The organism is Sphingobium tyrosinilyticum, assembly GCF_042654265.1.
GTDB lineage: Bacteria > Pseudomonadota > Alphaproteobacteria > Sphingomonadales > Sphingomonadaceae > Sphingobium > Sphingobium tyrosinilyticum.
Genome location: NZ_JBHSFZ010000025.1, coordinates 53,920 through 72,341, shown reverse-complemented (window position 1 = coordinate 72,341; position 18,422 = coordinate 53,920). Strand labels below are relative to the sequence as shown.

General features: G+C 63.9%; 19 protein-coding genes and 1 riboswitch. Of the genes, 5 read left to right on the top strand and 14 right to left on the bottom strand.

Going from position 1 to position 18,422, the window contains the following annotated elements:
- Positions 1-26: 26 nt before the first annotated feature.
- The 4 genes from ACFO3E_RS11480 (at position 27) to ACFO3E_RS11465 (ending at position 4,596) form a co-directional block, all read left to right on the top strand.
- On the top strand, positions 27-1,208 hold the full coding sequence (locus ACFO3E_RS11480; RefSeq protein WP_380804819.1) for an aromatic ring-hydroxylating oxygenase subunit alpha: 1,182 nt from the start codon (positions 27-29) through the stop codon (positions 1,206-1,208).
- The gene (locus tag ACFO3E_RS11475) at positions 1,205-2,812 is read left to right on the top strand and encodes a phytoene desaturase family protein (RefSeq protein ID WP_066531169.1); all 1,608 of its coding nucleotides are present in this window, start codon (positions 1,205-1,207) and stop codon (positions 2,810-2,812) included. The genes ACFO3E_RS11480 and ACFO3E_RS11475 overlap by 4 nt, the downstream gene beginning before the upstream one ends.
- Positions 2,813-3,173: 361 nt before the next feature.
- A complete protein-coding gene (locus ACFO3E_RS11470) occupies positions 3,174-3,449 on the top strand; it encodes an HU family DNA-binding protein (RefSeq protein WP_066531167.1) in 276 nt (91 codons plus the stop codon).
- Positions 3,450-3,918: 469 nt separating this feature from the next.
- Positions 3,919-4,596 carry a Ros/MucR family transcriptional regulator gene (locus tag ACFO3E_RS11465; RefSeq protein WP_066531166.1) on the top strand — a complete coding sequence of 226 codons (678 nt, stop codon included), beginning with the start codon at positions 3,919-3,921 and terminating at the stop codon, positions 4,594-4,596.
- A 76-nt stretch (positions 4,597-4,672) separates the two neighbouring features.
- Here ACFO3E_RS11465 and ACFO3E_RS11460 read toward each other — a convergent pair whose 3' ends face one another.
- The 12 genes from ACFO3E_RS11460 to ACFO3E_RS11405 all read right to left on the bottom strand — a co-directional run bounded on the left by ACFO3E_RS11460 (position 4,673) and on the right by ACFO3E_RS11405 (position 13,885).
- Positions 4,673-5,281, bottom strand: coding sequence for a Crp/Fnr family transcriptional regulator (locus ACFO3E_RS11460; protein ID WP_225870627.1), 609 nt, complete (start codon positions 5,279-5,281; stop codon positions 4,673-4,675).
- A gap of 110 nt (positions 5,282-5,391) precedes the next feature.
- Positions 5,392-5,706 (bottom strand): hypothetical protein, encoded by a 315-nt coding sequence (locus ACFO3E_RS11455; RefSeq protein ID WP_380804815.1) that lies wholly within the window; start codon positions 5,704-5,706, stop codon positions 5,392-5,394.
- A 119-nt stretch (positions 5,707-5,825) separates the two neighbouring features.
- On the bottom strand, positions 5,826-6,413 hold the full coding sequence (locus ACFO3E_RS11450; RefSeq protein ID WP_066531164.1) for a hypothetical protein: 588 nt from the start codon (positions 6,411-6,413) through the stop codon (positions 5,826-5,828).
- 337 nt (positions 6,414-6,750) lie between these two features.
- Entirely contained in the window at positions 6,751-8,142 is a 1,392-nt protein-coding gene (locus ACFO3E_RS11445) for an NAD(P)(+) transhydrogenase (Re/Si-specific) subunit beta (RefSeq protein WP_066531160.1), read from the bottom strand.
- A 3-nt stretch (positions 8,143-8,145) separates the two neighbouring features.
- Entirely contained in the window at positions 8,146-8,436 is a 291-nt protein-coding gene (locus ACFO3E_RS11440) for an NAD(P) transhydrogenase subunit alpha part 2 (protein ID WP_066531158.1), read from the bottom strand.
- Between the two features lie 335 nt (positions 8,437-8,771).
- Complete coding sequence (cobU, locus tag ACFO3E_RS11435) at positions 8,772-9,311, bottom strand: bifunctional adenosylcobinamide kinase/adenosylcobinamide-phosphate guanylyltransferase (RefSeq protein ID WP_066531157.1); 540 nt, start codon at positions 9,309-9,311, stop codon at positions 8,772-8,774.
- A complete protein-coding gene (cbiB, locus tag ACFO3E_RS11430; protein WP_380805145.1) occupies positions 9,308-10,210 on the bottom strand; it encodes an adenosylcobinamide-phosphate synthase CbiB in 903 nt (300 codons plus the stop codon). Before cbiB ends, cobU begins: the two co-directional genes overlap by 4 nt.
- A gap of 13 nt (positions 10,211-10,223) precedes the next feature.
- Positions 10,224-11,201 carry a threonine-phosphate decarboxylase CobD gene (gene cobD / locus ACFO3E_RS11425; RefSeq protein WP_380804810.1) on the bottom strand — a complete coding sequence of 326 codons (978 nt, stop codon included), beginning with the start codon at positions 11,199-11,201 and terminating at the stop codon, positions 10,224-10,226.
- Complete coding sequence (locus tag ACFO3E_RS11420) at positions 11,198-11,908, bottom strand: adenosylcobinamide-GDP ribazoletransferase (protein WP_066531151.1); 711 nt, start codon at positions 11,906-11,908, stop codon at positions 11,198-11,200. Before ACFO3E_RS11420 ends, cobD begins: the two co-directional genes overlap by 4 nt.
- Positions 11,905-12,468 carry a histidine phosphatase family protein gene (locus tag ACFO3E_RS11415; RefSeq protein ID WP_066531149.1) on the bottom strand — a complete coding sequence of 188 codons (564 nt, stop codon included), beginning with the start codon at positions 12,466-12,468 and terminating at the stop codon, positions 11,905-11,907. The genes ACFO3E_RS11420 and ACFO3E_RS11415 overlap by 4 nt, the downstream gene beginning before the upstream one ends.
- On the bottom strand, positions 12,465-13,481 hold the full coding sequence (gene cobT / locus ACFO3E_RS11410) for a nicotinate-nucleotide--dimethylbenzimidazole phosphoribosyltransferase (protein ID WP_066531148.1): 1,017 nt from the start codon (positions 13,479-13,481) through the stop codon (positions 12,465-12,467). The genes ACFO3E_RS11415 and cobT overlap by 4 nt, the downstream gene beginning before the upstream one ends.
- Positions 13,478-13,885, bottom strand: coding sequence for a DUF1636 domain-containing protein (locus tag ACFO3E_RS11405; RefSeq protein WP_066531146.1), 408 nt, complete (start codon positions 13,883-13,885; stop codon positions 13,478-13,480). Before ACFO3E_RS11405 ends, cobT begins: the two co-directional genes overlap by 4 nt.
- Positions 13,886-14,053: 168 nt before the next feature.
- Positions 14,054-14,245: riboswitch (cobalamin riboswitch) on the bottom strand.
- An 82-nt stretch (positions 14,246-14,327) separates the two neighbouring features.
- Between ACFO3E_RS11405 and ACFO3E_RS11400 the strand changes: the two genes are divergently transcribed.
- A complete protein-coding gene (locus ACFO3E_RS11400; protein WP_066531145.1) occupies positions 14,328-15,923 on the top strand; it encodes an alpha-glucosidase in 1,596 nt (531 codons plus the stop codon).
- Here ACFO3E_RS11400 and fdhD read toward each other — a convergent pair.
- Together fdhD and ACFO3E_RS11390 are read right to left on the bottom strand one after the other, a co-directional pair.
- Complete coding sequence (gene fdhD / locus ACFO3E_RS11395; RefSeq protein ID WP_380805143.1) at positions 15,910-16,713, bottom strand: formate dehydrogenase accessory sulfurtransferase FdhD; 804 nt, start codon at positions 16,711-16,713, stop codon at positions 15,910-15,912. The two genes, ACFO3E_RS11400 and fdhD, sit on opposite strands and share 14 nt — an antisense overlap.
- 158 nt (positions 16,714-16,871) lie before the next feature.
- Entirely contained in the window at positions 16,872-18,272 is a 1,401-nt protein-coding gene (locus ACFO3E_RS11390) for a porin (RefSeq protein ID WP_380805140.1), read from the bottom strand.
- Positions 18,273-18,422 lie beyond the last annotated feature (150 nt).

Sequence of the window (18,422 nt, the reverse complement as noted above, 5' to 3'; positions counted from 1 at the left end):
TAAGTTCGGCAAAAGGGAGGATCGGGATGGACCTGGAGGGATGGGGCCTGCCAGCCTGGACTTATCGGGACCCGGACTTCTTTGCGCTAGAGATTGCCCGCATATTTCGCCCAGCCTGGCAGATCGCGGGACATGAGAGCGAACTGCTGGAGCCCGGAGACTATCTGACTTTCGATTATATCGGCGAGAACATCATCCTGATCCGGGGCGATGATGGCGCGGTTCGGGCCTTCACCAATGTCTGCCGCCACCGGGGCGCGCGGATCATGGATGGCGCGAAGGGGTGCGCGAAGAAGCTGATATGCCCCTATCATGGCTGGACCTATGACAATGCCGGGCAGCTGACCGCGGTGCCGGGAAGAGCGGGCTATGGCGAGTTGGACAGGGAGCGCCTTGGCCTGAGCGCCCTCGAAGTAGAGCATGTCCACGGATTTCTGTTCGTCCGGCTGGAGGATGATGGCGGGCCTTCAGTGGCGGAGATGCTGGCCCCCTATGCTGACGACATTGCCGCCTATCGCTTCGATCAACTGCGGCCGTTGGGGCGCGAGACGTTGCGGCCGAGGGCGGTCAACTGGAAGATCATCGGCGAAAATTATTGCGACACGCTGCATGTCGGGGTAGCGCATCCGGGGCTCAAGCGGCTGATGGGCGAGAGCTATGCGGTCGACGCAACCGAGCATGCAGACCGGATGAGCGGGACGATCAGGACGAAGCCTTCGGGCAATCCGACCGAGCGCGCCTATCAGCATTTCCTGCCCCAAATACCGCATCTGCCGCCCGAACGGCAACGGCTTTGGACCTATATCAGGCTTTGGCCGAACATAGCCTTCGACATCTATCCCGATCAGATCGATTTCATGCAGTGGTTGCCGGTATCGCCGACGCAGACGCTGATCCGGGAGATCGCCTATGCCGCGCCGGATGGGCGGCGCGAGATGAAGGCGGCGCGCTATCTGAACTGGCGGATCAACCGGCGGGTGAATGCGGAGGACACCACCCTGCTTGAGCGGGTGCAGGCGGGGTTGGGATCGCGTAGTTATGCAAGGGGTCCGCTGAGCAAGGAAGAGGTGGCACTGCGGCATTTTTTTGCGCGGATGCAGCGGATGTTTCCGGAGCTTTTGCGGAACAGGGTACGAGCGGAGGTTAATGGATCGGGCCTGCCCTCCCCCGCCCCCTCCCGACGCAGGAGGGGAGCTAACGCCGCATGAGCAAGCGTTATGACGCCATTATCATCGGCGGTGGGCATAATGGACTGGTGTGCGCCTTCTATCTTTCGCGAGCGGGATATAAGGTGCGCATCCTGGAGCGAAGGCATATTGTCGGCGGGGCCGCGGTAACGGAAGAGTTCCACCCCGGTTTCCGTAATTCGGTGGCCAGCTACACGGTTAGCCTGCTGCACCCCAAAGTTATTGCCGACATGCGGCTGGCCCAACATGGCTATCGGGTGATCGAGCGGCCGATCGCCAATTTTCTGCCGCAGCCCGATGGACGCTATTTGAAAGTCGGCGGGGGGCTCGAGAAAAGCCAAGCTGAGTTCGCCAAGTTCAGCGCGCAGGATGCGGCGGCCCTGCCTGCCTATCTGGATGCGCTAGAGGTGGTCGCGGACCTTTTGCGCGACATGATGCTGAAGGTTCCGCCCAATGCGGGCGATCGATTGTCGATGGTGATGGGGGCGCTGGCGCAGGGACGGCGCGTCGGCGCGCTTTCGCTGGAGCAGAAGCGCGACGTGCTGGACCTGTTTCTGAAATCCGCGCGCGGGTTCCTGGATGGCTGGTTTGAGAGCGAAGCGGTGAAGGCCGCTTTCGCCTTCGACGCGATGGTCGGCAATTATGCGTCGCCCGATACGCCGGGCAGCGCCTATGTGCTGCTGCACCATGTCTTTGGCCAGGTGAACGGGAAGAAGGGCGCGTGGGGCCATTGCGTGGGCGGCATGGGCGCCATCACGCAGATCATGGCACGGGTGGTGGAGGCCATGGGCGTGGAGATCAGCGTGGATGCGCCGGTAGCGCGCGTGCTGGTCGACGGGGGACGCGCCGTTGGCGTGCGGCTGGATAGCGGCGAGGAGGTTATGGGCGGCGCGGTGATTGCCAATGTCGGGCCGAAACTGCTCTATGAGCGCATGATGGCGGCAAACGATCTGCCGGTCGATTTCCTGAAGCGCATCCGGGGGTTCAGGGCGGCATCGGGCAGTTTCCGGATGAATGTCGCGCTGTCGGCGCTTCCGGACTTTTCCTGCCTGCCGGGCAATGGCGAGCATCTGCAGGCCGGGATCATCATTGCACCCAGCATGGACTATATGGATCGCGCCTTTACCGATGCGAAGACGCGGGGATGGTCGCGCGAGCCGATTGTCGAGATGCTGATCCCATCGATCATCGACGACAGCCTCGCCCCGCGGGGCGCCCATGTGGCGAGCCTCTTTTGCCAGCAATTCGCGCCCGAGCTGCCTGACGGCCGCAGTTGGGACGAGGCGCGCGAGGCGGCCGCGGATGATGTGATCGCGACGGTGGACGACTATGCGCCCGGCTTTGCGCGATCAGTCATTGCGAAGGACATATTGTCGCCGCTGGACCTGGAACGGAAATTCGGGCTGGCCGGGGGTGACATCATGCATGGCGCGATGACATTGGACCAATTGTGGGCAGCGCGGCCAGTGCTGGGCCACGGGGCATATCGCGGGCCGGTGAAGGGGCTTTATATGTGCGGTGCGGGCACGCATCCCGGCGGCGGGGTGAGCGGCGCGCCAGGGCATAATGCAGCGCGGGTGGTCTTGAACGACGGTGCGCTGAGTGGACGGTTGTTTGGGCGCTGAACTTGATTGTAGCGCTGAGGGTCGAAGACGCTTGGCGCATCGTTGCGCGCCTGGCCGTCGATACGCCATCTCAACACGTGCAGATTGGCTACTCAGGACGAGCAGTGGCTTCCTGTCCTTGGCCCTAAGCTGTCCTGCAACGCCGATGTGATCCGCTTGGGGCCTATGATCTTGCCTCCTGGAACGGGTTTAGGATGGCATTCGGAAAAGAGAATCGGAGCCGCCAAGGGCGGTGAAAGGGTCAGGAGGCCCTCAAATATACCGAATCTGGGCCGAAAATATGAGTTAATCGGCAAAAACCCCCCTAGTTGCGCGCGCAGAGACAGGTTAAGACCCGTCGTCCACGAAAGGGAGACGATCCATGAACAATACCGACCTCGCTGAAGCCGTCGCCGCTGAACATGGCCTGACCAAGGCCGATGCTCGCAAATATGTTGATGGTGTGTTTGCGGCCATCGCTGGCGCCGCCGCCAAGGGTGAAGAAGTTTCGCTGAGCGGTTTTGGTAAGTTCAAGGTCAAGGATCAGCCGGCGCGTGAAGGCCGCAATCCTTCAACCGGCGCAGCTATCCAGATCGCCGCTTCGAAGAAGCTGACCTTCACGCCTGCCAAGGCGGTCAAGGACCAGCTGAACGGCTAAAATGGCCGCCCGCCCTTTTTCTTGAGGAAGCGGGCGCCGTCAAATATTACGATTGCGTGACACGCAATCGAGCCGCCGATCAAAACAATTGTCAGGAGAAGCGAGGTGGGCCAGAGGCGCCCCTGCCTTTCAGGCATCCTCTCCTAAAAACTCAGCTGGCCGGTCCTTCGGGACCGGCCTTTTTTTGTTAGCGGGCTTTCTCAGGCAGGACGGCAGGATAAGGCGGATGCCGCGCCAGTCGCGCCACAATAGTCGCAAGGCCCCGGCTCGATCGACATCTTGCTCCATCATGTCGATAGTCGAGTTTATCAATATCAGCTGTTCGACCTGGTCATGACAGCCGCCACAAATCAGAAGCGTCCTTCAAAGGGACAGATATGCGCTAAATGCCATCGGCAAAGATGATTTACATTTGAATGCAAAGAGCGCAGAAGGTCCGCCTCGTTATTCTGTGTGGAGAAGCGCGCCAATGTCTGAAAATCCGCAGCCTGACATCACGACGCTCACGGTTGAGCTATTGAGTGCGTTTGTCTCCAACAATTCGGTTCCGAGCGAAAGCCTGGCCGATCTGATCCGCACCACCCGCGCCGCCTTGACTGATGATCCGGCGGCAGGTGCTTCCGAAGCGCAGGCGGCGACTTATACGCCCGCCGTTTCCGCGCGCAAAAGCCTATCGTCGCCGGAACATATTCTGAGCATGATCGATGGGAAGCCTTACAAGACGCTGAAGCGGCACCTGGCGACCCATGGCCTGTCGCCCGACGAATATCGCGCTCGCTATAATCTGCCTAAATCCTACCCGCTGGTTGCGCCAAGCTATTCCGAAGCGCGCCGCGCGGTCGCTACCCGGCTGGGCCTCGGCCGCAAGCCTGCGCCTGCCGGTGCGGGAGAGAAGGTTGCTGCGCCCAAGGCGGCGGACGCGGATATGAAGGCTGCTCCGAAGCCTGCTGCTGCGCAAAGCGCCGCGAAGGCTCCGGCGAGCAAGGCGAAGGCGGCGAAGCCCGCGAAGGCAGCGCCCAAGGCTGCTGCCAAGCCTGCCGCCAATGCGGCTGGCGGTGCTGCGCCGAAGGGAGCGCCGAAGGCCGACAAGGCTCCGCGCAAGCCGCGGGCGAAGGCTGCGCCGGCTCCGGCAGAGCCGGCCGCTTAAATCTCTCGAGAATGGGGCCGTCGCTTTGGTGCGATGGCCCCTTTCCTGCCGGTCTGCCGACTATCGGCAGCGCTGGTCATGACAGTTCGCTGCTGCCCGTCACGCGCGCTGTTATATGGCCGACCCGTTTGGCCAGCTGATACGGGTCCGTCAGTTGCAGATGGCCCGAACGCAGGGTTACATCACCTCGCCCTCGCAAGTGCTGCAGCGTCCTGTTGACGTGGACGGGTGTCAGCCCGAGGGCGTCGGCAAGGGCGCTTTGCGTCAGCGGCCAGGTAAAGCCGTCATCGGCGGTGAGGCCGGAGAGCGACAGCCGCTCATATAATTCCAGCATGAGATCGATCAGCCGCTCCTCCGCGCTGAGGCGGCCAAGGCGGGTGATCTGGGCCAGTAGATAGGCTTCGTCCAGCGCATGGCTGACGGCATAGACTTGGTCGAGCGCCGGAATGGCAATCGGTCCAGGGCACAACGTCAAAGAGCCGAGCGCCACTATACTGGATACGGATAATGGGCAGCGCTGGCGGCAGTTGCCGATGAGGTCGCCGGGCAAGATGAAACTCATGATCTGCCGCCGTCCGTCAGCGAGGATCCGCGAGCGCACCGCCCAACCGCTCAGGATAATCAAGGGGCCGGAGACGGGCGCACCATAGGCCATCAATTCCTGTCCCGGCCTGATGCTACGCATGCGCATTAAAGCGCCGGAAAGTGCTACGTCCGCTTGCCGATCGATCGGAGCCAATGCGGCCAGGCGCCGAAAGGCTGGGACGCATTGCGCCTCGATGCACGTCGCGGCTTTCATCGCTGCGCGGCGGTTGGCGTGCGAAGCGGCGTGGGCGCTTCCGGCTGGCCGGCTGCAGCGTTGGGTGGGACGGGATACCAAATCTCGGGCTGCCGGATATGCGCGGACGGGGTGGTGCCCTGGCCGCAGGCGCTGGTGGCGGCAGAGTCCGATGCTTGACGTGACAGGGGGAATGTTGCGTCGGGCCAGGCGTGCAGCCGTCGACGCGTGAGGTGGCGGTAACGCGGGGTGAGCTGATCCATTGCGCGCGTCTTCCCGCTGTTGGGCAGATAAGGAGTGCTGTCAGGTCCGCGGGGCATCGCGTTGTTCATAACCATCTCCCTAAAACGGAGACTCAGGACCCGACGCTGCTAGTTCGAGAAGGGGAGTGTCTGCCCTTGTCAGGCAAAAGCCAAGCGGAAAGGCGTTACGCCAGTGGGGATGGCTGGCCCTAGAGGCTGAGTTCGCCCTGGCGTGGGCGATTGGGTGGAGGCGCGACAGGCGGCACGGGGATCGGCGTCGCGGGCGCGATCAAAATGCAAGCGAGGCCGGTCAGCGTGTAAACGGCCTGCCGCTGCGCGCCGCGATTATGATGATCGACGCGATAGCCCTGATAGTGGCGGCGCAAGAGGCCGGCTGCGACCATTTCAGATACGGCACGGCTGAGATTGGTCTTGCCCGAGGCGCGAACGCGCAGCTTCACCTGTTCCTCGACGGCGAGGCTCGCGGCGTCCGGGTCGGCGGGCAACGCCCCCTGCCCCGCCAGCTCCGCGCGTAGCCGTGCGGCCAGCGCCAGGCGGCGCGGATCGCGCCCGCCCATGGGGGTCAACGCATCGCACAGCCAGTCGCGCAGCGGCTGCACGGTCCCATCCTTCGCCACCAGCGGCCCGGCGCTGCCGTCCGGGCGGGCGACTTCGGCGATCAGCGTCAGCAGCATGAAAGCGTAGCGTGGTCGCGTGCTCGCATGGGCAAGCCGGTCCAGCAGGGCGGAGAGATCGCCAGCGCCGGGAGAACGGGGCTTGATCGAACCATGAAACATAACGGGGATGAATCAAGCACAAGTGGGGGCCAATGTGAATCCCTTGCGTGGCGAATTGGTCGCTTTTGTCGCGGATGACACTTTGCCGGAGGGTAAAGTGTCATTGTCGGCACTTTGTATTGGGGTGATGGAAAAGGGGACCCAGCCTCCTTGCAGCGCGAGATGGGAGGGAATGATTGGAATGCAGTTGCAGCGGATGGCAGAGGTTTAGCGCCCGCCCTCCCCACGATGACCGATCCCTTCCCCATGTTCCGATGAGGCGGATTTAGCGCGCACGAAAAAGCCCGCTGCTTAAGGGGCAGCGGGCTTTTCTTTTGCCGGTGAGGGAAAGCGCGCCTTAGTGGAGGCCGCTGCCGCCGCTCAGTTCCTTGGCGATGGAGCCGACCATATCCTTGGCGTCGCCGAACAGCATCTGGGTGTTGCTGTTATAGTAGATCGGATTGTCGATCCCGGCGAAACCAGCGTTCATCGAGCGTTTGATGACGAAGACCGACTTGGCCCGGTCCGCTTCGATGATCGGCATGCCCGCGATCGCGCTCTTGGGATCGTCGCGCGCCGAGGGGTTCACCGTGTCGTTCGCGCCGATGATGACAGCGACGTCTGCCTGAGGCAGTTCGGGGTTGATGTCGTCAAGGTCAACCAGCTGCTCATAAGGCACATTGGCTTCGGCCAGCAGCACGTTCATGTGGCCGGGCATGCGGCCCGCCACCGGATGGATGGCGAACTTGACGTCCACGCCCTTCTTGGTGAGCGCTTGGTATAGTTCGCTGACCTTGTGCTGCGCCTGGGCGACGGCCATGCCATAGCCGGGGATGATGACGACGGTGCTGGCATTTTCCAGCTGCATCGCGGCTTCCTCGGCCGAGGCGGAGCGGACGACGCGATCGTCCTTGCCGCCAGCAACACCCGCCACGACATTGCCAAAGCCGCCGAACATGACGTTGGCGAAGCTGCGGTTCATCGCCTTGCACATGATGACCGCGAGGATGAAGCCCGACGCACCGTCAAGCGCACCCGCGACGATCAGCAGCTTGTTGCCGAGCGCAAAGCCCATAGCGCTGGCCGCGAGACCCGCATAGCTGTTCAAAAGCGCGATGACGGTCGGCATGTCCGCGCCGCCGATCGGGATGACCAGCAGGATGCCGAAGAGCAGCGCCAGCGCGACGAAGGCCGGGAACAGCCAGGTCTGCGTCGGGTCGAGCGCAAGCATGATCGCGATCACGAGCGCGCCCAGGGCGACCGCGCCATTGACGATGCGCTGGCCGGGGAAGGACACAGGACGGCTGCCCATGATTTCCTGCAGCTTGGCGAAAGCGATGACCGATGCGGTGCAGGTCAGGAAACCCAGCGCCATTTCGAACATCAGCGCCCACAGCACGAAGCTGCCCGCATATTCGGCGTGAGCATGCTTGTAATATTCGGCAGCGCCGATGAGGCCGACGGCGAGCGCGCCGAAGGCGTGGGAGATCGCGGTCCGCTGCGGGATGGCCGTCATGGGCATGAGCAGCGCCATCGGGATACCCGCGGCCGCGCCTGCCACCATGGCGATGAGGATCAGATTATAATCGACGACCTCATGCTGGACGAGAGCGCCGATGATGGCGATGACCATGCCGATCTCGCCCGCGCGGACGCCGCGCCGGGCCGTTGAAGGATGGCTCATCCACATCAGCGAGAGGATGAACAGGGTCGATGCGGCAATCGCCGCGAAAGGAACGAAAGCGTCCATCGGTTACTTCCCCCGCGGCTTGAACATCTTGAGCATGCGGTCCGTGATCATGAAACCGCTGACCAGATTCACGGTCGCGCAGAACACCGCCACACAGCCCAACGTCTTGGCGAGCGGCGTCGCGCCTTCCTCACCCGTGATCGTAATCGCCCCCACGATGACCACCGCCGCGATCGCATTGGTCAGCGACATCAGCGGCGAGTGCAGCAGCGGCGACACCTTCTTGATCAGCTGAAAGCCGACAAAAGCCGCCAAAATGAAGACGAACAGATAATCTGCATTAAGAGCGTTCACTTGCTATATCCCCTGTCCAGGAACCGCCATCCGGTCGAGACACTGGTGGTCTTCCGATTTCCCCCGGTCCGGGACATATCGTCCCTGCCATGATCGCTGGCTCCCATAAAACCCCTCCACGCATTATTGGGCCGTCCCATATTGATCCGTTCGACCACAGACAAGCCGGTCGCACCCAAATATCACCCTGTCGATTCGCGCAATGAATTTATTCGGTGTATTCAGGCAAACAGGGAAGCCGGCCTCCTTCATTTGGAATAGGAAAAGGCCGCTTCGATGATCGTTCAGTCCCCTCCCATTGGCCCGCAAGGTAACTCTATACTATGATGCAGTTTTTAAAAGGTCTGTGCCGAACGCCCGTGCTGTTTTAGAATTATGGGTAAACCGGCCGCGACGAACAGCACCTTGTCACAAGCCGCCGCGACATGTTGGTTGAGCAGGCCCGCCTCGTCTCTGAACCGCCGGGCCAACCCATTTTCTGGGACTATGGACAAGCCAACTTCATTGCTGACGAGCGCGATCGGCGTGGCGCATTCCTTGATCGCGGTGATAAGCGCGCTGATCCAAGGGGCGATATCCTCCTCCGCCAACAGCAAATTGGAGAGCCAGAGGGTAAGGCAATCGACCAGGATCGCGCCGGACCCGTGGGCGCCGCGAATGGCGGCGGGCAAATCGATCGGGGCCTCCACGCTTTGCCAGCGGGGGCTGCGGTGGGCGCGGTGGTGGGCGATCCTCGCCGTCATTTCGGCGTCGAATGGCTCGGCTGTGGCGACATAGCTGAGCGTGCCGGGCATGGCTTCGCACTGCGCCTCAGCATGGCGGCTCTTTCCCGAGCGCGCACCACCCAGGACGAAAAGCCGTTGGAAAGCGGTCATAGGCGGGCTCCTTCGATCAAGGCGGTCACTAGCCAGAGCAAAGCGCAAGCGCGGATGTAGAGGTCGAGCGCGGCGCGCGCGGTGGCGGACGTCGCCTCCCTCCCTTCGCCGCCGATCCAGGGCTTATCGTGGGACACGCCGTCATAATGGATGGGGCCAGCGAGCCGGATGCGGAGCGCGCCTGCCATGGCGGCTTCCGGCCAACCCGCATTGGGAGACGCGTGGCGGGCATGGTCGCGGCCGAGGATGCGCCAGCCCCCGCCCCCGGCGATACAGAGGAGGGCAGCCGAAAGGCGTGCGGGAACGAGGTTGAGCAGATCGTCGAACCGCGCCGCCGCCCAGCCAAAAGCCGCGAAGGGCTCTTCCCGATGGCCGATCAGGCTGTCGGCGGTGTTTGCCGCCTTATAGGCCCAGATGCCGGGCAGGCCGCCGACGAACAGCCAGAAGAGCGGCGCGACAACGCCGTCGCAGAAGCTTTCGGCTAAGCTTTCAATGGCCGCGCGGGCAATGCCTGCTTCGTCGAGGGCTGCTGTGTCGCGGCCGACGATCAGGCTGACGGCTCTGCGAGCGGCGGGGAGGTTGCCTGCTTCGAGCGCTCTTATGACGGGGAAGACATGATCGAAGAGGCTGCGTTGCGCGAGCGCGGGCCATGCTGCGAGCGCGAGACCGGCCCAGGCCCAGCGGCCAAGCAGATGGTAAATCGCGGTTTCGACAAGCCATGCGCCGACGATAGCGGTGAAGAGGAGGAGCAATAGCGTAGCAACGCCGCCTAGACGCCGCCAGCGGCCTGGGCGGTTCCAGCGGCGTTCGCAGGCCCAGATGATGCGGGCAAACGCGCCGACCGGATGGCCGATGCGGGCGTGCAGCCGCTGGGGCCAGCCTAATGCGGCGTCCAGCATCAAGGCGGTGAGTTCAACCAAGGGCCGCGTCCAGCCGGGCCATGGCGGCGGCGTCTGCGGGCAGACCGAAGCGGAGCCAATTTGGATGATCCTCGAACGGACGCGTCAGGATCGCCTGGCGCGCGAGTGTGTCGAACAAGGCGGCGGCGTTCGGCGTCTCTATGAGGCGAAAGAGCGGGCAACCGCCCTGCGTTTCTAAGCCGTGGCGGGTGAGCAGTTGGTGGAGCTGGATCGCACGGCCGTGCAGAGTGGTGACGGTCTGGTCGATCCAGGCCCGGTCGCGATAGGCGGCGCGGCCGAAGTCGATCGCTGCGGCGGAGAGGGGCCAGTCGCCGAGCATCTGACGGCACGCCGCTATGATCGCGGGCGGCGCGATCAAGAAGCCGAGGCGCAGACCGGCAAGACCGAAGAACTTGCCGAAGGAGCGCAGGATGATCAGGCGCCTCTCCTGCGCCACTTCATTTGCGATGCTTGCTTCGGGGACGCAGTCGGCGAAGGCTTCATCGACTATCAGCCAGCCATCTCGCTTTTCCTGATGGGCGAGCAGCGCCTGCATATGCGCCCTGGGGAAAAGACGGCCGTCCGGATTATTGGGGTTGGCGAGCAGCAATGCCGTGCCGGGCGGCGCATCCTCCGGCGCGACGAGCGGCAAAGATTTAGGAAAGGCGGCGGCATGCGTGCGGTAAGAAGGGATGAGGTGGAAACCGGGACGGTCAAGCAGTGTGCCGAGCAGGCGGAGGCCGATCTCGCTGCCTGGAAGCGCGCAGACATGGGCTGGGTCCGTCCCGAAATGGCGGGCGGCGGCGGATTCCAGGTCGGCGAGCGCGGCAGGATCAGGAAGAGCGTGCCAATCGGGTGTGATATGGGTGAAGCCAGTCCAAGGCTGCGGATTGATGCCGGTGGAAAGATCGATCCAGCGCTTAACGCTCGCTCCATAATGGGCGCGGGCTTGCGCGAGGCGGCCGCCATGCCAGCGAAAGACGTCGGTCATCGGGCGAATACCAGAGCGGCGAGCAGCGCGCTTTCGACTACTTCTATCCCTGCGCCATGACCATCGCCCGAAATACCGCCGATACGGCTGCGCAGCCACCATGCCCAGAGCGGGATCAGCAGCGCGGCGGATCCCAGCGCAGGCAAGAGCGGGCATATCGCGAGCGCCAGCGCCGACCATGCAACGAGGTGGGCGGGTTTCACGCCTTCGCGGAAGCGGCTGGCCAATCCTTCATGCAACGGTGGGAGCCAAAGCGTCCAGGCCAGCGGGCCGATGCGCGCGATCACAGCGAGCGGGATCAGGCCCCATGCGGGGAGCTGTTCCGCCCACAGCCGCAGGAGGATCAACTTTGCCAGCAGTTGGAGGATGATGGCGACGACGCCGAAACTGCCGATATGGGGATCAGCGAGGACGGCGGAGAGCCTGGCCCGGTCGCCATGCACCGCGCCTGCGCCATCGGCGATGTCGCCGAGACCGTCGAGATGGAGCGCGCCTGTTGCTGCGACCCAGGCGAGCAGGGCGAACAAGGCGGCGACCCAAGAATCGACGCTCAGGCCGAGCGTCATTGCCGCTGCGGCTGCTGCGCCCACGGCGAACCCGGTTGCGGGGAACCAGCGGATGGCGGCGGCGAAATCCGTCTCGTCCGCCTTGACAGGAGGGAGCGGCAGGCTGGTCATCAGTTGCAGGGCGAGGATCAGCCGCCTCATGTGACCAATCCGCTAATCTGTGCGCTTTGCGTTTCGGGCCAGACGCGCAGGGACACCAGGGCGCCGTAAGGCAGATCGATCGCCCAGGACTGGCGGTAAGTGAAGCCGCAGAGCAGCGTCAGCGCGGCGCGCATCGTTCCAGCATGGCTCAGGACCAGCGTGGGTTGGTCGATGGTAGCGAGCGCGCTTTCGACGCGGAGACGCAGGTCGGACCAGCGCTCTCCTCCGGGTGGCGGGTTTTCGTCTGGTGCGTCCCAGAAGCGGCCCACGTCCGACGTGGGAAGCGTGGCCGGCTCGGCCCCTTCCCATGCGCCGAAATGCAATTCGCGCCAGCGGGCGCCGGCGTGATGAGGCACCGCGCGCTCTGCAGCGATGAGTGCCGCGGGGCTGCTGGCGCGGCCGAGGTCGGAGCTGAGGACTTGCGCGAAGTCGACGGCGCGGGCGCGTTCGAGGCAGGGCTGCATGGCGTCAAGATCAGGCGGCACATCGCTATGGCCCAGCAGCAGGCCCGGCGTTTGCGGCGCGCCATGGCGCATCAGGTGGAGGGCAAAGCTGTTCACAGCGCGCCTGCTACGGCGGCCTCTGCGAAGGTCGCCATGCCGGCATGAGCGGCGAGCGCCGAACGGACGATCTGTGCGGCGACGGCAGCGCCGCTCCCTTCGCCAAGACGCATGTCGAGCTGCAGCAGCGGTTTCAGCCTGAGTGCCTGAAGGAGCCGGGCATGGCCTGTTTCCGCCGAATTATGGGCGGCGAGGCAATGGGCGGTGATGGCCGGATTGTCGCGGGCGAGAGGGGCGATGGCGGCGCTGGATATGAAGCCGTCCAGCAGCATGGGCACGCTCAGGTGGCGGGCGGCGAGGATTGCTCCGGCCATGGCGGCGATCTCACGCCCGCCGAGGCGGCGGAGCGTCTCGAAGGCGCTGGTGCAATGGGGACCGTGGAGCGCGAGGGCCTTTGCCACGGCATCCGCTTTTCGCGCCAAGCCGTTATCATCGACGCCGGTGCCCCTGCCGATCCAGTCCGGGGAGAGGCCGCCGAAGGATTGAGCGCAAAGGGCTGCGGCGGGCGTGGTGTTGGCGATGCCCATTTCGCCAACGAACAGCAGATCGGTGCCTGCCGTCACGGCGGCCGCGCCAGCGTTGAGCGCGTCGAGACATTCCGCCTCGCTCATCGCCGGGGCTTCGCATATGTCGGCGGTCGGGCGGTCGAGGTCGAGCGGGACGATGGAAAGCTCGGCTCCGCAGGAGGCGGCGAGCGCGTTGATCGCTGCGCCTCCTGCCTGGAAATTCGCCACCATCTGCGTAGTTACTGCTGGGGGGAATGCGCTGATGCCACGGGCTGCAACGCCATGATTGCCCGCGAAGATGGCGGCGCGGATGCGGTCGGCGCGCGGACGCTCCCTGCCTTGCCAGCCCGCCATGAACAGCGCGATTTCCTCCAGGCGGCCTAGCGACCCGGCGGGCTTGGTGAGTTGCGCCTGGCGGGCGGCGGAGGCTTCGATGGCGCTCCCATCCGGCTCCGGCAGTCGGTCGAGCGCCCGGTCGAAGGCGGCTCTGTCCTCGAAGCGGATCATGTGCAGACAAAGCCTTCGGGAGGCGTGCGGACGATGAAGTGGCCCTTCACCCCCTGCGGCCAGTCGGCATAGCGCACGACGCCTTCCTCACTGGCGGCGTGGCGGAGCGTGTAGTCGAGGATGGCGCGGGCAGCATCCGCATCGGGCGTGAAGTCGCCCAGCACATAGCCGACCTTGCCCTGTCCACGCACATGCACGGTGCAATGGCGCTGGCAGGCGAAGAGGCAGGGCATGTCCTGCACGGCGACGGCAGCGTAGGCGGACTCCTGCGCCTGAAGATCGCGCATCGCTTCCACCAGCAGAGCGCCGCCGCGGCGGCCTTCCGCATCCTCCCGCTGGTCGGCGGACAGGCGGCAGGTGGAGCAGACGACCACCGACGCTCGATCTTGTACGGGGCGCAGCATCAGACGCGCCCTTTCATAATCATATGCACATGAAAGACCGTCATCAGGGTCCTCCCGCTTCTTGAACCGCGAACAGCCTTGTCCAGGCACGCAAGCAAGCGGACCGGAAAGGCGATGGCTGTCGCTGCGCGAGGGAGACCCCGTTCGCCCGGCACACCCTGTCCGGTCGAAGAACGACTGCGGCAGGCAGGTCTCCTGGCTCACGGGTCAGTGCTTTCCGGCCGCCTTCTCGGGAACAGTTGATCCCCAATGGCGCTGTGGCCGGTCCGCTCACCGCTTACAGTTGCAGGGGCAGCGCGGGTATCGCACCCGACTTCCCTTTTGATCCCCTAACGGGGAACCTGTCGCGGGGCTGCTGATAAAGCGGCGATGGCCTGCTCGCAAGCGGTAGATGGCGGCGGGGACATGTGTATGCTGCGGGTGCAGCAAGGGAGCGTCACCCATGAGCGACTCCGGCCAGCCCTGGTGGAAGGGCGCCGTCATCTACCAAATCTATCCGCGCAGCTTTCAGGATTCCGATGGCGACGGGATCGGGGATCTGCCCGGCATCACGCGGCGGCTGGAGCATATCGCCCGGTTGGGGGCCGACGCGATCTGGATTTCGCCTTTCTTCACGTCGCCGATGCGCGACTTTGGCTATGACATCGCGGATTATTGCGGGGTCGATCCGATATTCGGCACGATCGAGGATTTCGACGCGCTGGTGTCGCGGGCGCATGAACTGGGCCTCAAGGTCACGATCGATCAGGTCTATGCCCATACATCGGACCTGCATGACTGGTTTCGCGAAAGCCGGGAGAATAAGGGCAATCCCCGGCATGACTGGTATGTCTGGGCCGATCCAAAGCCCGACGGCACGCCGCCGTGCAACTGGCAGTCGGTGTTCGGTGGCCCGGCCTGGACCTGGGACGCGCGCCGAGGGCAATATTATATGCACCAGTTTCTTAGCAGCCAGCCGCAACTGAATGTCCATAATCCCAAGGTGCAGGATGCGCTGCTGGACGCCATGCGTTTTTGGCTGGAGCGGGGCGTGGACGGCTTCCGGCTCGACGCGCTCAATCATGCGATGCACGACCCTATGCTGCGCGACAATCCGCCTGCACCGGACGATGGCAAGCCGCGCACCCGGCCGTTCGACTATCAGATTCGCCGCTACAGCCAATCGCATCCCGATATGTTGGGCTTTGTCGAGCGCATCCGGGCGCTCACCGACCGTTATGGGGCGATTTTCACCATGGCCGAAGTCGGCGGCAACCGCGCCGAGGAAGAGATGAAAGCTTATACGGCCGGAGAAAAGCGGCTGAACAGCGCCTATGGATTTGATTTCCTTTATGCTGCGGCGCTGACCCCAGCGCTGGTCGCCGAAACCGTCGCGCGCTGGCCTGATAAGCCGGGCATGGGATGGCCGAGTTGGGCGTTCGAAAATCATGATGCGCCACGCGCCCTGTCGCGTTGGTGCGCGATGGAGGACCGGTCGGCGTTCGCGCGGCAGAAGATGGCGCTTCTGGTCGCGCTGCGCGGCAATGCGATCCTCTATCAGGGGGAGGAACTGGGGATCACGCAGGTCGATATCCCCTTCGAGCGGCTGCAGGACCCGGAGGCTATCGCCAATTGGCCGTTGACCCTTTCACGCGACGGGGCGCGCACGCCGTTGCCGTGGGAAGCGAGCGCAAGCGAAGCGGGGTTCAGCACGGCGACACCCTGGTTGCCGCTGGGGGAAGAGAATCTGGCGCGTGCCGTGGATGCGCAAGAGGAAGATCCGGACTCGCTGCTGAACTTCACCCGCGTGATGCTGGCGCTGCGCAAGGAAAATGGAGCGTTGCGCCATGGCGGCATGGAATTGCTGCTCGCGGATGAGAACAGGCTTGTGTTTCGCCGGGATGCGGATGGGAACGCGCTGCTATGCGTGTTCAACCTGTCGGCGGAGGCGGCAGTCTGGCCAAATGAGTTTGCGCCGAAGGGCGAGATCGTAGCGGCGGTGAATGGCGCGGCGATCGGGACCTTGCCCGCTTACGGGGCGCTGATCATTCGAGAGTGACGGTCGCCAGCATCGCGTCGGACCGCGCCAGCACCACCAGCGGCAGGCCCGCGCTTTGCGCGCGATCGGCGGCAAGGCGGGTCGGGGCCGAAATGGTGACGAGCAACGGGCAGTTGGCCAGCACTGCCTTTTCCACCAGTTCATAGGAGCAGCGCGAGGACAGCAGCGCAAAGCCGCCGTCCCAGGAGAGGTCCTGCCGCCGCATCGCCCCGATCAGCTTGTCAAAGGCGTTGTGGCGGCCGACATCTTCAAAGGCCGCGCGGATCACGCCATCGGCATCGACCAGCGCCGCGCCGTGGGTGGCGCCGGTGCGCGCGTTGAGCGGTTGATGTTCGTGCAACTGCTCCAGCGCCCGGAAAATCGCATCGCGGCTTGCTTTCGAGCGGCAGGTGACAAACGGAAGCGGGCGGATCGCCTGCTCCAGATTTTCAACGCCGCATAAGCCACAGGAGGAATCCGACACGCGATGGCGGACCCGGCCGAGCAGACCCTCGACACGATCGGGCGGGAGGGTGGCGCGGGCGATGACGCCATCCGCAGTGGTGTGGATATCGACGGCCAACGGGGCGTCTTCGGCGCTCACCAGACGTTCGGCGAGGGCAAATCCTTGCACCAGTTCGGCTATGTCGGCGGGGGTGGCCATCAGAACGGCATAGCCGACGCCGTTAAACTCTATGGCTACCGGCGCTTCCTCGGCAAGCTCGCGCGCGACCGTGGCGGCGGCGCCATCGCGGCTGAACTGAGTGAAGGAGAATGAAGGTTCGCCCGTCAGGGATGAGGCGGCGGACATGGCGGGCTTTCCCTCGATCATGGAGATGATCTAAGGTGACGGAGCGAAGGGCGCAATGCTCCGCCCGTGTTCACCCATCCCGTTCGTGTCGAGCCCTTTATGCGGCACCTGTTTCTCGACTTCTCTCGCAACGAACGGGGAATGTTTAATCTTGTGGTTCAATAATTCCATTGCACCTGCGTACGGATGAGATCGCCTTCCGCGCGTCCGACGCGGCGTTCATCCGCTTCGGCCCGCTTCATCCGGGCGTAGGCCAGCGTGAATTCCAGCGCCTTCCACGGCTGCCATTCGATGCCGAGTTCGAATTCGTCGGTCTCCAGGCGCGGGGCATTGGTCGATGCCTTCCAACCGCCGCGATAATGTTGCCAGCGGGCGTAGGGGATCAGCGTACCGATCGAGTCCGTGGGCAGGCGGTACATCGCCTGGACATAGCCGCCGCGCAGCTTCTTCGTTTCGATCGATTGGCTGACGCGGTCAAATTCCGGCCCCTTGCCCCAATTCCATTCGGCCTGAATGCCGAAGGGCTGCGGATAGAGCATGGCGTGGATGCCGACCCGGTCATCGTCATAGGCGATTGCACTGACCGATCCGCTGCGCAGCTCAGGCTGAACATCGTTCATCATTGCCGATCCGCCGATTTCGAACACTTGGCCCGCGAAGGTCTCGCCAAGACCGTCCAGTTCGAAGGGCCAAGTGGCGAAGGCGACCTTCATCAGCCCCCTATTCTGTTCCGTTCGGTTGGTGCCCTGACCATTGAACACGCCCACGCCAAAAGCGCCATAATTACCGAACAGCTTTTGCCCGTCATGCCCCAGCCGATCCCAGATTTTCTGGACAGAAGGCGGCGTATAATAGCCGACGATGCCAAGGTCGCGCTCACTGGGAACTGCGCTGTTGATCGCGTCGCTGCGGTCGAGCGTCAGCCGGTTGGAAGACGACTGCATATTCTCCCAGCCATAGGGCACCTTTGACTGCCCGAACCGGACGCGAAAGGTCTTTGCCTTGTCGAGGAAGACATCGGCATAGGCATCGCGCAATTGAACGAAGCCTTCGCGGCGTTCGCTGCCCGCCTGGTTGTTCACAGCCGTGGCAAAATCTGACTGCAGATAGAGCGAAACGCGGTCGGAAATGTCGCCCTGAAGCACCAGGCGCGCGCGGCGCAGCGAAAAGCTGCCGCGATCCGAAATCGAACTGTCATGAACGGACCGCAGGCGAGACTGCCCGGCCGGGGCCGTGTCGTCGCCCGACAAAAAGGCATTGTACCGCATCTGGGTGTAACCGCGCAGCGACAGCCGATCATACCATGCCTTGGATTTCGGCGAGGGCGCAGAAGCGGCCGTAGCAGCCGGCTGCGCAGGCGCGGCGGCCAGGGCAGGCGCGGGAGCCGCGGGCGTGGCGGAGGTGGGAGCGGCGGCGACAGGCCCGACGCCTTTGCTGGCGGTCAGCGCGTTGGTGAGGGCCTGTACCTGCGCCTTGAGTTCGTCGATCTGGCGCTGCAATGCCTCATTGCTCTGCGCCTGCGCCACCTCCGGCGTCAAGGCAAGCAAGCTCACCATCATTGCCGCGCCACCCGCCTTTAGACCTTTCACCGCCCTGTCTCCTCCTGTCTGAGTGCAGCGGCGGCTATGTCATTTATATGACTCTTGAATGACAGCGATGTTTCTTTTTGGTGACAGGCTGCATTCTCTCGGCATGGGAGCGCCCGGCCC